The sequence below is a fragment of the Pseudomonas sp. NFX183 genome, from assembly GCF_047943075.1.
Lineage (GTDB): Bacteria > Pseudomonadota > Gammaproteobacteria > Pseudomonadales > Pseudomonadaceae > Aquipseudomonas.
In genome coordinates this window covers 3,701,517-3,715,619 of record NZ_CP181333.1, presented here as the reverse complement: position 1 = coordinate 3,715,619, position 14,103 = coordinate 3,701,517, and the positions used below count along the sequence as shown (strand labels likewise).

At 58.4% G+C, this 14,103-nt stretch carries 12 protein-coding genes, 4 tRNA genes and 1 riboswitch; of the genes, 5 read left to right on the top strand and 11 right to left on the bottom strand.

Annotated features, from left to right (window positions below; all coding sequences use genetic code 11):
• Nucleotides 1–3: 3 nt before the first annotated feature.
• On the bottom strand, nucleotides 4–930 hold the full coding sequence (locus ACM530_RS17310) for an STM4504/CBY_0614 family protein (protein WP_416362745.1): 927 nt from the start codon (nucleotides 928–930) through the stop codon (nucleotides 4–6).
• A gap of 119 nt (nucleotides 931–1,049) precedes the next feature.
• Nucleotides 1,050–1,126: transfer RNA gene (locus ACM530_RS17305), tRNA-Arg, on the bottom strand.
• Between the two features lie 328 nt (nucleotides 1,127–1,454).
• On the opposite strand from ACM530_RS17305, the gene ACM530_RS17300 reads away from it, so the two are divergent.
• The 3 genes from ACM530_RS17300 to ACM530_RS17290 all read left to right on the top strand — a co-directional run bounded on the left by ACM530_RS17300 (nucleotide 1,455) and on the right by ACM530_RS17290 (nucleotide 2,591).
• Complete coding sequence (locus ACM530_RS17300; protein WP_145159360.1) at nucleotides 1,455–1,682, top strand: hypothetical protein; 228 nt, start codon at nucleotides 1,455–1,457, stop codon at nucleotides 1,680–1,682.
• Between the two features lie 10 nt (nucleotides 1,683–1,692).
• A complete protein-coding gene (locus ACM530_RS17295; RefSeq protein ID WP_106576125.1) occupies nucleotides 1,693–1,872 on the top strand; it encodes a PA3371 family protein in 180 nt (59 codons plus the stop codon).
• Between the two features lie 392 nt (nucleotides 1,873–2,264).
• Entirely contained in the window at nucleotides 2,265–2,591 is a 327-nt protein-coding gene (locus ACM530_RS17290) for an Arc family DNA-binding protein (protein WP_003193592.1), read from the top strand.
• 116 nt (nucleotides 2,592–2,707) lie between these two features.
• Here the strand turns inward: ACM530_RS17290 and mgtE are convergent, their stop codons facing one another.
• The 8 genes from mgtE to ltaE all read right to left on the bottom strand — a co-directional run bounded on the left by mgtE (nucleotide 2,708) and on the right by ltaE (nucleotide 10,449).
• Nucleotides 2,708–4,150 (bottom strand): magnesium transporter, encoded by a 1,443-nt coding sequence (mgtE, locus tag ACM530_RS17285; protein WP_145159361.1) that lies wholly within the window; start codon nucleotides 4,148–4,150, stop codon nucleotides 2,708–2,710.
• 339 nt (nucleotides 4,151–4,489) lie between these two features.
• Nucleotides 4,490–4,566 (bottom strand) — tRNA-Arg (locus tag ACM530_RS17280).
• A 72-nt stretch (nucleotides 4,567–4,638) separates the two neighbouring features.
• Nucleotides 4,639–4,715 (bottom strand) — tRNA-Arg (locus ACM530_RS17275).
• A gap of 108 nt (nucleotides 4,716–4,823) precedes the next feature.
• Nucleotides 4,824–4,914 (bottom strand) — tRNA-Ser (locus ACM530_RS17270).
• A gap of 62 nt (nucleotides 4,915–4,976) precedes the next feature.
• The gene (gene csrA, locus ACM530_RS17265) at nucleotides 4,977–5,165 is read right to left on the bottom strand and encodes a carbon storage regulator CsrA (RefSeq protein WP_003175645.1); all 189 of its coding nucleotides are present in this window, start codon (nucleotides 5,163–5,165) and stop codon (nucleotides 4,977–4,979) included.
• A gap of 175 nt (nucleotides 5,166–5,340) precedes the next feature.
• On the bottom strand, nucleotides 5,341–6,582 hold the full coding sequence (locus ACM530_RS17260) for an aspartate kinase (protein WP_056861669.1): 1,242 nt from the start codon (nucleotides 6,580–6,582) through the stop codon (nucleotides 5,341–5,343).
• A 97-nt stretch (nucleotides 6,583–6,679) separates the two neighbouring features.
• On the bottom strand, nucleotides 6,680–9,298 hold the full coding sequence (gene alaS, locus ACM530_RS17255; RefSeq protein WP_242196180.1) for an alanine--tRNA ligase: 2,619 nt from the start codon (nucleotides 9,296–9,298) through the stop codon (nucleotides 6,680–6,682).
• 146 nt (nucleotides 9,299–9,444) lie between these two features.
• Nucleotides 9,445–10,449, bottom strand: a complete 1,005-nt coding sequence (gene ltaE / locus ACM530_RS17250) for a low-specificity L-threonine aldolase (RefSeq protein ID WP_416362744.1) — start codon at nucleotides 10,447–10,449, stop codon at nucleotides 9,445–9,447.
• A gap of 192 nt (nucleotides 10,450–10,641) precedes the next feature.
• A riboswitch (FMN riboswitch) is annotated at nucleotides 10,642–10,811 on the top strand.
• A gap of 113 nt (nucleotides 10,812–10,924) precedes the next feature.
• Here ltaE and ACM530_RS17245 point away from each other — a divergent pair.
• Both ACM530_RS17245 and ACM530_RS17240 read left to right on the top strand, forming a co-directional pair.
• Complete coding sequence (locus tag ACM530_RS17245) at nucleotides 10,925–11,431, top strand: 6,7-dimethyl-8-ribityllumazine synthase (protein WP_145159367.1); 507 nt, start codon at nucleotides 10,925–10,927, stop codon at nucleotides 11,429–11,431.
• A gap of 147 nt (nucleotides 11,432–11,578) precedes the next feature.
• Entirely contained in the window at nucleotides 11,579–13,102 is a 1,524-nt protein-coding gene (locus ACM530_RS17240) for a M91 family zinc metallopeptidase (RefSeq protein WP_416362743.1), read from the top strand.
• Here ACM530_RS17240 and astE read toward each other — a convergent pair.
• A complete protein-coding gene (astE, locus tag ACM530_RS17235; RefSeq protein WP_416362742.1) occupies nucleotides 13,099–14,103 on the bottom strand; it encodes a succinylglutamate desuccinylase in 1,005 nt (334 codons plus the stop codon). The two genes, ACM530_RS17240 and astE, sit on opposite strands and share 4 nt — an antisense overlap.

The window sequence follows — 14,103 nt, the reverse complement described above, 5'->3', positions numbered from 1 at the left end:
CACTCATTGCAGTCGATGCTCCGATTCAGCCAAGAAGACTAGGCACGCTCCCGTCATATGGAGCATATATGCCACCAGATGATCCGGGACCGTAGTAGCTTCAGCGCCCTGCCCGTGACCAGCTAAATTATTCCTTCCCGTCGGAACTGCTGACTCAAGAAGGCTTTTTAGCGAGGTAAACTGGGTTTGCCAGAAAGCAGGAATAAGATTCTTCTCGAGGCACACCTTGATTAGACCGCTCGCAGTCTCTTTACCAGTTAGGGGCCAGCCTCTTTTCGAGCAAATCGCCTTCATCATGCTCTCAAAAGACTTGAGACATTCATTCAAAGATTCTTTTGAATTCCCGTGACGGTAATGCTCATGTGCTCTCAAGAATTCGTCTTGCGGACCGGCAAAGCCCGGAGAATTGAGCAGCTGCAGAGCGGGCTTAACGACCTCAGCGTGAAGGTACTGTGAATCTACGCGGATAATTTCTCCGGCCTCGAACTGATAGCCAACGGAGTGTTCACGGAAACGCCCATTTAGCTCGTCAATAGCAGCCGTGACACTTGCATGTGCATCTTGACGATATCTGAATGTAAATTCACGACCGACCCTATGGAGAATTTGAAACCCCATCTCCACCACATCGAGCGCTCTATCGACGTCTCTCACCTCTAAGAAGAAGTCTACAAGCTCCTCGTGGTAATTGCGGCCGCGTGTAGATCGGGAATCGCACAATCTGAAAAGACCATACTCCCGCGATAATGTCTCGCAGATGAAGCGCCATGGTTCACCTTCAGTGCGCTCTCCACTTCTGCCCAGACTGTCTAGCATGATATGCACGATTTGAACACGGAGCGGTTCAGGGATGGCGTCATACGAATAAACGTCGGAGAACTCGCCTCGCAAACGTTTCTGACGCTTTGAGAAAATATCGACCAACGCCATCAGTTGACTCCCTTCAAGGCTGATGCTGTCCGGGGGCGAATTCAGCCCCCAAATGCACCCGCAGTGCACCCACGGAAAAAAACACACATATTGGAAAATGCTGAAACCGCTGAATATATTGGTGTCCCAGGGCCGGTTCGAACGGCCAACCTTCCCCTTAGGAGGGGGATGCTCTATCCAATTGAGCTACTGGGACAAAATGACAGCCACCGGACAAGAGGCGCGGCGACGGACGGCGTGCATGTTAACGGCCGAGGTAGGTTTTGTCATGTCGTCCGTTGGCTTTTTGAGCGTAGGCCTGTCCTTGTTCTGCAGGGCGCGGTTTGAACCCGTAAAACCGGGGGATCCATCACCGTCGTGCAAAATGCACTCCCCCAAAATGCCAGCATTGCAAATTGCAACCTTACGGGCCGTTAAAGTAGACTTAAACCACTGATTTTATTGAAATAATAGTTTGGCACGAGACCTGCAATACTTCTCCTACAAAACCTAACCGGCCACGGCGTTAAGCGGAGAACATGACCATGAACAGTGCCCTTCTGTTAGCCCTCAACACCGTAGCCCTTGCTGCACTGGTGACCTTCCATTTTCAATCGACTGGCAGCAATGATCCCGCACAGATCAGCCAGGCGGTGCCGCACCATTTGCAACAACGCCCGCAATTGGCGGTGATGACGCCCAACGCACAATCGCCGGTACGCCTGACCCAGGGCAGTCAGGCCGCGCCAGCATCTGAACACTGGGTTTTCTGAGGGATCGCGAATGACTAAATCTGCCTGGCTGTTTTTGTGCCTGACCGTTGCAACCGGCATCGCAGGCCTTGGCGCCGATGCCCAAGATGCGCAAACCACCGCTTTTGTTGCTGCCGGTGTATGTGCAAGCCTTCTGCTGCTGACGCTCATCGTGGGCCGCAGAATTAAATTCGACCCCGTCTTACGCTGATTCCTCCCTCCTGCTTGCCCCCCTACCTTATGTCGCCTCGTGCTAGTAAATCGGCAAATTGCCACTAGTCTTAAACACGAGGGCAAAAGGCCATATTGCTATAGGATGTGCGGCCTCAAACCCTGCCGTGGCCTGGACTTGCGAGAAGTTCCTTTGCGGAATCACTCGTTGAAAAGTTTTCAAACCAGTCCGCAAAAATGCAAATGAGTGCTGGCATAAAGCCTTTAGGCAGTTCAATATTTGTCACAGAATTGACGCCAAGGAACTGTCAAATCTGAGGCATGATGCGGCCTCTTTGTAATTCGGGTTGAACTTTGGTCGTGAGCCTTGTCTTAACACTCATCTTGCGGCCAATTCCAAAAACCGCTCCCCTGAACTAACCGGTTAAATATATGCGCCCATTGAAACAGGCAATTTATTCCAGCCGTACGGCTGACAAGTTCGTCGTACGTCTGCCAGACGGAATGCGGGAACGCATTGCCGAGGTGGCTCGCAATCATCACCGCAGCATGAACTCCGAAATCATCGCGCGCCTGGAACAGAGCCTTATTCAGGAAGGTGCGCTGGGCGAAGAGTTGAGCATGCGCCTGGACAGCCCTGAGCTGTCACTGCACGAACGCGAACTGCTGCAGCGTTTTCGTCAGCTCTCCCACCGCCAGCAAAATGCTCTCGTCTCGCTTATTGCGCACGACGTTGAGGCGGCCGCAGAAGCCAATTGATCTGCAGTTGAAAGCCGAAGCCAGCCATGTGCTGGCTTTTTTTTGCCTGCGATTTGATAAATGAGTGCCGGGAATAGACGGCAAAGCGGGAGCAGATGTGCTCCCGCTGAGGGGGATCAGAGCAGAAAGATCGTCGCCAGACCCAGGAAGATGAAGAAGCCGCCGCTGTCGGTCATGGCAGTGATCATCACACTGGCACCCATCGCCGGATCACGCCCAAGGCGCGCCAGGGTCATGGGGATCAACACCCCCATCAACGCCGCCAGTAGCAGGTTGAGGGTCATGGCGGCGGTCATCACGACGCCAAGCGACCAACTGCCATACAGCAAGTAAGCCACCACGCCGATCACGCCACCCCACACCAGGCCATTGATCAGGCCCACGGCCAGCTCTTTGCGCAGCAGGCGTGAGGAATTGGCCGTACTCACCTGATCCAGCGCCATCGCACGCACGATCATGGTGATCGTCTGGTTACCGGAGTTGCCGCCGATACCCGCCACAATCGGCATCAGCGCCGCCAAGGCCACCAGCTTCTCGATCGAACCTTCAAACAGCCCGATCACGCGCGAGGCGATAAAGGCTGTGATCAGGTTGATCGCCAGCCAGGCCCAACGGTTATGCAGAGAGCGCCAGACCGACGCAAAAATGTCTTCCTCTTCACGCAAACCGGCCATGTTGAGGACTTCGGTTTCACTCTCTTCACGAATCAGGTCGACCATTTCGTCGATGGTCAAACGGCCAATCAGCTTGCCGTTCTTGTCGACCACCGGCGCCGAGATCAAGTCGTAACGCTCAAACGCCTGCGCCGCCTCGTAGGCGTCCTCATCCGGGTGAAAGCTCACGGTGTCGCTGGCCATCAAATCCGCAACTTTCTTGTCCGGATCATTCACCAGCAGACGCTTGATTGGCAGCACGCCCTTGAGAATGCCTTCGTAGTCGACCACAAACAATTTGTCGGTGTGACCGGGCAACTCTTTCAGGCGACGCAGATAACGCAGTACCACTTCCAGGCTGACGTCTTCGCGGATGGTGACCATCTCGAAGTCCATCAATGCGCCGACCTGATCCTCGTCGTAGGACAGCGCGGAGCGCACTCGCTCACGCTGCTGGCTGTCGAGCGCTTCCATCAGCTCATGGACAACATCACGGGGCAGCTCGGGGGCCAGGTCGGCCAGTTCGTCGGCGTCCATCTCCCTGGCTGCTGCCAGGAGCTCATGATCGTCCATGTCGGCGATCAGGGTTTCACGGACCGAGTCGGATACCTCGAGGAGAATATCGCCGTCGCGGTCGGCCTTCACCAACTGCCACAGGGTCAGTCGATCATCCAGCGGCAAGGCTTCGAGGATATAGGCAACGTCGGCGGAGTGCAGGTCATCGAGCTTGCGTTGCAGCTCGACGAGGTTCTGCCGGTGCACCAGGTTTTCGACGCGGTCGTGATGCGGACCTTCCTGGCGGTGCGTGAGGTCTTCGACCACGCGCTGGCGCTGCAGCAGCTCGATGACTTGAGCCAGGCGATCCTGCAGGCTGTCTTGCGTTTTCTTTACTTCTACTTCGGTCATAGGCGAACTCCACTCCCAGCAGCGGGGCACGCCGGAAGGATCAATCAGTCAATTCATGATTGGTAAAACGGGGTACTAAGTAACTACTGGGTAAGTCCATGGAGGTATTCCACAAGCCCCGGCGGGGCTGACGGGCGCAATGATACACCTTGCGTCGGTTTTAAACGTTAAAAAACTGGAAAGAACAAGCGCTTGCGAGCCAAAGCTGAGCTTTGGCTGTATCTATGAACTGCGACGACGCAGCGGATAAGGAAAACACATGGCGCGGGAGAAAAAGATAAAATCCCACACAAACCCCAGACGGCAAAAAGCCCGCACTAGGCGGGCTTTTTGTTTGTATGGTGCACTCGACAGGATTCGAACCTGTGACCGCTCGGTTCGTAGCCGAGTACTCTATCCAGCTGAGCTACGAGTGCAGATTGTGTTTTTAGACCAGATCACAACTGGTTGAAGCCGAGTCACCTGCATTGCTGCAACTGACTCTTAAATGGTGCACTCGACAGGATTCGAACCTGTGACCGCTCGGTTCGTAGCCGAGTACTCTATCCAGCTGAGCTACGAGTGCATTTGTTGCCGCGCATTATAGGCCGTTCAATCTCTATGTAAAGCTATTTTTTCGAGTAATTTCAACAACTTACCGAAAAAACCAGATTGCAACGTACTAAGCAAATAATGGCGGAGAACGGGGGATTCGAACCCCCGACACCCTTTTGAGGTGTACTCCCTTAGCAGGGGAGCGCCTTCGGCCACTCGGCCAGCTCTCCGCAACACGGGGCGTATATTAACCACGTTCATCCCCGTTTGCAAACATAAAAAACGATAAAAATTAAAGGCTTGGTTCTTCGTCCTTCTCTTTCTTGATCCGCAGGTAAATTTCCTCGCGGTGGACCGCTACCTCTTTCGGAGCGTTAACCCCGATACGTACTTGATTGCCTTTGACGCCGAGCACGGTCACGGTGATTTCGCCATCACCGATAATCAGGCTTTCTGCGCACCGACGAGTCAGAATCAGCATACCTTTCTCCTCACGCATTTCAGTTCAGGAACAACAGTCTGCAAAAAAAAGGCGTTCGACCTACGACATGAAAGCCGTAGCCCTAACGGCCTAAGTATTGTCGAGCACACGCAAAAGACCATGCGCCCCACAAAAAAATGAAAGGCGCGGTAAACCGCGCCTTCCTGGCATCGCATCACTCGCCCTGTCGGGCCGGAGCGTCCAGCTCAAAAGCGGTATGCAGCGCGCGTACAGCCAGTTCCAGGTACTTCTCTTCGATCACCACCGAGACTTTGATTTCCGAGGTGGAGATCATCTGGATGTTGATGCTTTCCTTGGCCAGCGCCTCAAACATGCGGCTGGCAACGCCGGCATGGGAACGCATGCCCACGCCCACGATCGAAACCTTGGCAATCTTGGTATCGCCGACCACTTCACGGGCGCCAATCTCGCTCGCGGTGTTCTGCAGGATTCGCTCCGCCGCATCGTACTCGTTACGGTGCACAGTGAAGGTGAAATCGGTGGTGTTATCGTGCGAAACGTTCTGCACGATCATGTCGACTTCAATGTTCGCGCCACTGATAGGACCGAGGATCTTGAAGGCCACGCCCGGAGTATCCGGCACGCCACGGATCGTCAGCTTGGCTTCATCGCGGTTGAAAGCGATGCCGGAAATGATCGGCTGTTCCATGGATTCCTCTTCATCAATAGTAATGAGGGTGCCCGGACCCTCTTTGAAGCTGTGCAATACGCGCAGCGGAACGTTGTACTTGCCGGCGAACTCCACCGCGCGGATCTGCAGCACCTTGGAACCGAGACTGGCCATTTCCAGCATCTCTTCAAAGGTGATCTTGTCCAGGCGCTGGGCCACGGACACCACACGCGGATCGGTGGTGTAGACGCCGTCCACATCGGTATAGATCTGGCACTCGTCAGCCTTAAGGGCCGCTGCCAGCGCTACGCCGGTGGTGTCTGAACCGCCACGCCCCAGGGTTGTAATGTTGCCCTGCTCGTCCACACCCTGGAAACCGGCTACAACTACCACGCGCCCGGCTTTGAGATCTGTGCGGATTTTCTGATCATCAATCTGCAGGATGCGCGCCTTGGTATGTGCGCTGTCGGTCAGGATGCGCACCTGGCTGCCAGTGTAGGACACCGCCGGCACACCACGCTTGTTCAGCGCCATGGCCAACAGGGCAATAGTGACCTGTTCACCGGTGGACACGATCACATCCAGCTCACGCGGCAGCGGCTGTTGATCACCGCTGATCGCCTTGGCCAGATCGATCAGGCGATTGGTCTCGCCGCTCATGGCCGACAGCACCACTACCAGGTCGTCGCCGGCGTCGCGGAATTTCTTAACCTTGTCGGCGACCTGCTCGATTCTTTCGACAGAACCGACCGAGGTGCCTCCGAATTTCTGTACGATCAAAGCCATTTCTAAGCCGCCTCAGCCCGTAAAGGGGCGCCCAATAAACAAATTTTCCAGCAGCTGAGCAAGCCCATGACTAGACCATGGGCTCATTAACAGTGCCTTAAATACCGGCCTCGACAAACGGCACGGTCAGGGCCAGGGCCGCGTCCAGGGCACCGGCGTCTACACCACCGCCTTGCGCCATGTCCGGACGACCACCGCCCTTCCCGCCCACTGCCGCGGCGGCTTGCTTCATCAAATCACCAGCCTTGAGTTGGCCAGTCAGGTCTTTGGTTACACCGGCAACCAGAACAACCTTATCCTCATGGACACTGCCGAGCAGGATCACTGCGCGGCCGAGCTTGTTCTTCAACTGATCGACCAAGGCCAACAGCGCCTTGCCGTCCTGACCATCCAGGCGCACGGACAGGACCTTCACGCCCTTGACGTCCAGGGCAGAGGCCGACAGATCGTCGCCCGCTGCGCTGGCCGCCTTGGCCTGCAACTGCTCCAGCTGTTTTTCCAGCTGGCGGTTGCGCTCCAGTACACCAGAGAGCTTGTCGATCAGGTTGTCGCGGCTGCCCTTGACCAGGCTGGCCGCCTCCTTGAGTTGTTCTTCGGCTGCATTGAGGTAGGCCAGGGCCGCAGCACCGGTGACCGCTTCAATACGGCGTACACCCGAAGCCACACCGCCCTCGCTGATGATTTTCAGCAGACCGATGTCGCCGGTACGGTTGGCGTGGATACCGCCACACAGCTCCACCGAGAAGCTGCCGCCCATGCTCAGTACGCGTACTTCGTCGCCATACTTCTCGCCAAACAGCGCCATGGCGCCTTTGTTCCTGGCGGTTTCGATGTCGGTTTCTTCGGTTTCCACCGGGGTATTCTTGCGAATTTCGGCGTTGACGATGTCTTCCAGCGCCTTGATCTGCTCAGGCTTGATCGCTTCAAAGTGACTGAAGTCGAAACGCAGGCGCTGGCTATCAACCAACGAACCCTTCTGCTGCACATGCTCACCCAGCACCTGGCGCAAGGCGGCGTGCAGCAAGTGAGTGGCGGAGTGGTTCAAAGCAGTTGCATGCCGCACGTCGGCATCCACTTGAGTGTCTACCGGCGCGCCGACGGTCAAGTTGCCCAACACCAACACACCGTGGTGCAGGAATGCGCCGCCGGTCTTGGTGGTATCGCGCACCTCAAAACGACCGGACGTCGAGCTCAGGTAGCCGCAATCGCCCACCTGGCCACCGGACTCGGCGTAGAACGGCGTCTGGTCCAGGACCACAACAGCCTCTTCGCCTTCATTGAGCACGTCGACCGATTTGCCGTCTTTATAAATGGCAACGATCTTCGCCGCGCCAACGGTCGCCTTGTAGCCGATGAACTCGGTAGGCACGTCAACCTTGACCAGCGTGTTGTAGTCCAGACCAAAGGAGCTGGCAGAGCGAGCGCGCACGCGCTGGGCTTCCATCTCACGCTCAAAACCCGCTTCATCGACGGTCAGCTCGCGCTCGCGGGCGATGTCGGCAGTCAGGTCCATAGGGAAACCGTAGGTGTCGTACAGCTTGAACACCACGTCGCCCGGCACCACGGTGCCTTTGAGCTCGGCCAGGTCCTGCTCCAGAATCTTCAAGCCGTGTTCCAGGGTCTTGGAGAACTGCTCTTCTTCAGCCTTGAGCACGCGCTCGATGTTGGCCTGTTGCTGCTTGAGTTCCGGGAAGGCATCGCCCATCTCGGCCACCAGCGCAGCAACGATTTTGTAGAAGAAACTGCCGCTGGCGCCCAGCTTGTTACCGTGACGGCAGGCGCGACGGATGATCCGGCGCAGCACATAGCCGCGGCCTTCGTTCGATGGCAATACGCCGTCGGCGATCAGGAAGCTGCAGGAACGGATGTGGTCAGACACCACCTTGAGCGACGACTGGCCTTCGTTGGCGCAGCCAATGGCGGCGGCCGAAGCGCTCAGCAGGTTGGTGAACAGGTCGATCTCGTAGTTGGAGTGAACGTGCTGCATCACCGCACTGATCCGCTCCAGGCCCATGCCGGTGTCGACCGACGGGGCTGGCAGCGGATGCAACACGCCATCGGCGGTGCGGTTGAACTGCATGAACACGTTGTTCCAGATCTCGATGTAACGGTCGCCATCTTCTTCCGGCGAGCCCGGTGGGCCGCCCCAGATGTCGGCGCCGTGATCGTAGAAAATCTCGGTGCACGGGCCGCATGGGCCGGTATCGCCCATGGTCCAGAAGTTATCGGAGGCGTAAGGCGCGCCCTTGTTGTCGCCGATGCGAATCATGCGCTCGACCGGCACGCCGACTTCTTTGGTCCAGATGTCATACGCTTCGTCGTCCGTGGCGTAGACGGTGACCCAGAGTTTTTCCTTGGGCAGCTTCAACACGCCGGTCAGGAAGGTCCAGGCGAAGGTAATCGCATCTTTCTTGAAATAGTCGCCGAAGCTGAAGTTACCCAGCATCTCGAAAAAAGTGTGGTGACGAGCGGTGTAACCGACGTTTTCCAGGTCGCTGTTCTTGCCGCCGGCGCGCACGCACTTCTGGCTGCTGGTCGCGCGGGTATAGGCGCGCTTTTCCTGGCCCAGGAAGCAGTCCTTGAACTGGTTCATCCCCGCGTTAGTGAACAGCAGGGTGGGGTCATTGCCTGGGATCAAGGAGCTGGAGGCTACACGGGTGTGGCCTTGCTCTTCGAAGAAGCGAAGGAAGGCTTCACGGATTTCTGCGCTTTTCATTAGGTTCTTCCACGGAGTCTGCGGCCAAAGGCCAGTGCGCAACATCATCAGACGGAGCGACGGCAAAGGGCCGCATTATATCGGCCCTTTGCCGGTGGTACAGCGTGTTTATGTGATAGAAACAGTCAATTAGACGGTCTGCACCGTCATTTGCGTGAAAACTCGGCAAATGTCTGCACGACTTGCTCGATCTGTGCCCGGCTGACATCCAGGTGAGTGACCATACGCAGACGCGGCGCGGCGCTCAACTTGATGCCGCGCTCGGCAGCAAAGGCTTTCAACGCGTCGGCGCGGTCACCGATCTGCACGTAGACCATGTTGGTCTGCACCGGCTCCACCGCATAACCGGCCTTGCGCAGTTCATCGCCCAGCCACTGGGCATTGGCGTGGTCATCGGCCAGGCGCTGTACCTGGTGATCCAGGGCATACAGCCCGGCCGCCGCCAGAGAGCCGGCCTGGCGCATACCGCCGCCGACCATTTTGCGCAGACGACGCGCCTTGGCGATCAACGCGTGCGAGCCGCACAACACCGAGCCAATCGGTGCCCCCAGGCCCTTGGACAGGCACACCGACACCGAATCGAAGTGCTGAGCAATTTCCCGCGCGTCTACCCCAAGCTTGACCGCGGCGTTGTAGATCCGCGCGCCATCCAGGTGCAGCGACAGCCCATGTTCACGGGTAAACGCCCGCGCTTTCGCCAGGTAGTCCAGCGTCAGTACCTTGCCTTGCATGGTGTTTTCCAGCGCCAGCAGGCGGGTGCGGGCAAAGTGGAAGTCATCCGGTTTGATCGCCGCCAGCACGTGGTCCAGGTCCAGTGAGCCGTCCGCCTGCACCTCCAGCGGCTGCGGCTGGATCGAACCGAGTACCGCCGCGCCACCGCCTTCGTATTTGTAGGTGTGGGCCTGCTGGCCGACGATGTATTCCTCGCCACGCTCACAGTGAGCCATCAACGCCAGCAGGTTGCTCATGGTGCCGGTGGGCACGAACAGCGCCGCTTCGAACCCCAGACGCTTGGCCAGCTCGGCCTCCAGCAGATTGACGCTGGGGTCTTCGCCGTAGACGTCATCACCGCTGACGGCGCTGGCCATCGCGTCGAGCATGCCGGGGCTGGGTTGGGTCACGGTGTCGCTACGCAGGTCGATCACAGACATGAAGCAGGCCTCTAACGGGGTGATGTGATGTGCTCTTGTGGGTGATTACTGCGGGCAAAGCCACGGAATATCAAGCCCCAATTGGCTTCAATCGAATACCAACCAAACAAACCGATATAGGTTATCGATACAGCGCTCGTGCAGTTTTTGAAAAACCATGTTAAAAACTCTCCGCCGCCAGGGTTCTGGCGGCAACGTTCTCAGGGCGGGGTGTAATTCCCCACCGGCGGTAATTGCACGCAATGTGCATAGCCCGCGAGCGCTTGGCGTCTCGAACTGCTCACGCAGGACGGCGACAAGGTCAGCAGACCCGGTGTGATCCCGGGGCCGACGGTCATAGTCCGGATGAAGAGAGAACGGGATTGGCACCTAAGGGCCGCGCGCTGGGTTCATGCTTGCATGAGGCAGTGGTTCGTACCCTTAAATCCCATTCGATTCATAACGCCCTGTTTTTTTCTTAAACAGGAGTCAGAACATGCAACCCACCGCAATCGACAGCAAAATCAAGAACCATCACGGCGAGCGCGTCGCGTTTATCCAGGCCTGCTGGCACAAGGATATTGTCGACCAATCGCGTAAAGGCTTCCTCGCCGAAATGATCGCCCAGGGCTACCAGGAATCGGACATCGATTTCTTCGAAGTCGGCGGCGCCTTTGAACTGCCCCTGCACGCCAAGCTGCTGGCCAAGACCGGCCGCTACGCCGGCATCGTCGCGGCCGCACTGGTGGTGGACGGCGGCATCTACCGTCACGAATTCGTCGCCCAGTCGGTAGTCAGTGGCCTGATGCAAGTGCAGCTGGAAACCGAAGTGCCGGTGTTCTCGGTGTCCCTGACTCCGCACCACTTCCACGCGGGCAGCGAACACCACACCTTCTTCTACGAGCACTTCGTCCACAAGGGCCAGGAAGCCGCGCGCACCTGCGCCGACACCTTGCACAAAGTGCGTGCCATCCGTCGCAGCGAGCAGAAACTGGCGGTATAAGTCGCCCCTGAAAACGCCCCGCCCACCCTCGTGAGCGGGGCGTTTTTCGTTCAAGCATCTACCACCGCGCCATGACGTATCTGCGGTCTAGTGAGCCACACGCCGGGCCACCGCCGGCCTTCTCACTTGACCCGGAGCCATCACGCCATGCACCGTCCTCTGTTTGTACCCGACACCCCCAGCGCCATTCACACCGTGCACGGGGGAAGCCTTTCGCCCACCGACGCAGAAAAAACCGCCAACCTGGGCGGTGCCCCGTCGCGCGCGGAGGTCTATCGGGACACGGCCGTTCGGGTCGAACGATTCAGGCTGCAGGCCCGCCAGGATAAGGCGCCGCGCAGGGATACCCTGAGGTTTGCATTCACCGCCGATCAAAGCGAACTCTGGCTCGGCGCAGCGGGCGATCACCTGCACCTGTACGTAGGCACGGTGCTCTATCAGATAACGCCGTCTTCGCCGAGGCAAATCATCGAGCTGGTCACCGGCCATGGCGCCGACTGCATCCATGTCGATGACAGCCTCCAGAACCCCGTCAGCATTGACGCAGGCGCTGGCGACGACTACCTGCGCGTCGGCGGCCGTCACTCAACAATCCTGTCCGGCGAGGGCGATGACACGCTACGGATCAGCGCCGAGGACTGCACCGTCGACAGCGGCCCCGGCAACGACAGCACGCAGGTCATCGGCGCCGGCACCGCGCGTATCTATGCGGGTGACGGCGCCGACAGCATTCACGGCGGCGCCGGGCTCAACTTTATCGATGGCGGGCCGGGCGACGACGTGATTGTTGGAGGCCGCGGCCATCACCTGCTCAGCGGCGGCGACGGCAATGACACGATCAAGGCTGGCAGCGGCACTAACGTCATCTATCCGGGTAAAGGCCATGACCATGTCAGCAAGCTCAAGGCGACAGACCGGGTATACAGCCTGCCCGGCGACACCCTGGTCACCATGACCAACGACGAACGCTACGCGTGGTTGCTTGAAAAACTCGCCAGCCTGCCAACCGCGTCGCTCGAACAGGTCATGGCGGTGCTGTTCCCCACCGACCTCGACACGGTCCACCAGACGCCCGTGGCGTCCGGCGAGGTCGGTAAAACGGGTTTGTCGATTGGGGGAAACAGGCAGTTTGCTGCGCGCGTCGAATCCGATCTCAGCGTGCTGCGCGTTTCGCCCAACGGGCAAAAACTGCTCCACGCACTGGATATTGCGGCGCAACACAGTGGGCAACCCGTCAGCATTGAACCGGGTGATGAAAACAACGCCAGGTTCACGCCCTCCACCGACAGCGACACGCTGATGATCCGCGACGGCCAGCCCGGCACGCCGGCCTACGGCGGGCGGATCGAGTACAACCCCTTTTTCAGCCCACCGGGCTCGCTGCCGATCATCGGGCTCTATCACGAGCTGTGTCACGCCTATAACGCCGTCACCGGTACCGTGGCGCCCGGCACCACCGATGAAACTGACGGAGGCAAAACCGTTGCGATCAAAAACGTGGAGCGACAAGCCGTGGGCCTGCCCATCGATCTGGCGCCTTTTGACTTCGATCTGAACCCCGACACCCCGCCCACGCGGACCAACCCCGAGGCTTTTACGGAAAATGCACTGCGCAAGGAGTTCGGATTGCCGACACGCGATGCGTACCTAGCGAAGCCTCAAGGGGGCTAAACCAGCGCTGCGTCCGTGGTGGGCACAATCAGAATCCCGGCGCGCAAACCATTCTTCACTTTCGGGTTCGGGAAGATGATGCGTGCGCCCTCCTCCTCGATCACCCAGCGGGTCTTGGCCACGTCTTCGGCCAGCAGATAGCCCTTGGCCAACGGCGAGAAGTTTTCCACGTCCGCCGGCAAATGCAGCAGGAAGGCATCACTGTGCTTGATCACTTCACGCGATACCGCAAACAGTTGCAGGCCGTCCAGGCTGTCGGTGGCCGGCTCGCTGCCTTCGATGATCTGCGTCAGGCGCCTCTCCAGGCGGGAAACATCCACGCCCTGGTTCTGGCCGAACGGCCGCGCCTTGCCCAACTCCAGAGTAAACGCCTCGGCGTTCAGTTGCTCATAGGTGAACGCGGTGAAGGTGATCGACGTCTTGTTCTGCAGCAGCACCGCTTGCATGCCGGCCGCACACAGGCGCGCCAGCTCGTGACGTGAATGCTGGCGATCTTCCTTCCACGGGTACAGCGCGAACTGCTCGATCTTCGAACCGCGAATGGCCGTGTGCAGGTCGTAATGCAGGCGCGAGCGCTCAGGCAGGCTGAAGAACGTGCGGGCCAGCTGCTCAAGCTCAGCGGCGCGCATGGCCTCAGGGCCAATGTTTTGTTCGTGACGGCCATTGAACAGCCGGTTGACGTCCAGCTCGAGGTAACGCTCGCCGCGGCGCATGGCCTCGGGGTTACCGAACAGGAACAGAATACGGGTGCGGGGTTTGATTTCCCCACGGGCAATGCCATGCAACAGGCGGTCGAGCAGTTCGATCGGCGCGGTTTCGTTGCCATGGATGCCAGACGACAGCAGCAGGTCGCTGCCGTTGTCCAGCGCTTGCGGCGGGCGCACTTCGAGCGCGCCCTCGCTGACCCAGCGCATCTGCACGCCGTCGACAGTCAGTTGAATTTTTTGCGCCGGTTCGCGACCGGCGAGGGTCAGTTCAAGCAATTTGCCGAGGGCGAGCAT

Coding starts and splice junctions, on each gene's coding strand:
- ACM530_RS17310 (WP_416362745.1), bottom strand. CDS start 930: ATGGCGTTGGTCGATATTTTCTCAAAGCGTCAGAAACGTTTGCGAGGC.
- ACM530_RS17300 (WP_145159360.1), top strand. CDS start 1,455: ATGAACAGTGCCCTTCTGTTAGCCCTCAACACCGTAGCCCTTGCTGCA.
- ACM530_RS17295 (WP_106576125.1), top strand. CDS start 1,693: ATGACTAAATCTGCCTGGCTGTTTTTGTGCCTGACCGTTGCAACCGGC.
- ACM530_RS17290 (WP_003193592.1), top strand. CDS start 2,265: ATGCGCCCATTGAAACAGGCAATTTATTCCAGCCGTACGGCTGACAAG.
- mgtE (WP_145159361.1), bottom strand. CDS start 4,150: ATGACCGAAGTAGAAGTAAAGAAAACGCAAGACAGCCTGCAGGATCGC.
- csrA (WP_003175645.1), bottom strand. CDS start 5,165: ATGCTGATTCTGACTCGTCGGTGCGCAGAAAGCCTGATTATCGGTGAT.
- ACM530_RS17260 (WP_056861669.1), bottom strand. CDS start 6,582: ATGGCTTTGATCGTACAGAAATTCGGAGGCACCTCGGTCGGTTCTGTC.
- alaS (WP_242196180.1), bottom strand. CDS start 9,298: ATGAAAAGCGCAGAAATCCGTGAAGCCTTCCTTCGCTTCTTCGAAGAG.
- ltaE (WP_416362744.1), bottom strand. CDS start 10,449: ATGTCTGTGATCGACCTGCGTAGCGACACCGTGACCCAACCCAGCCCC.
- ACM530_RS17245 (WP_145159367.1), top strand. CDS start 10,925: ATGCAACCCACCGCAATCGACAGCAAAATCAAGAACCATCACGGCGAG.
- ACM530_RS17240 (WP_416362743.1), top strand. CDS start 11,579: ATGCACCGTCCTCTGTTTGTACCCGACACCCCCAGCGCCATTCACACC.
- astE (WP_416362742.1), bottom strand. CDS start 14,103: ATGCTCGCCCTCGGCAAATTGCTTGAACTGACCCTCGCCGGTCGCGAA.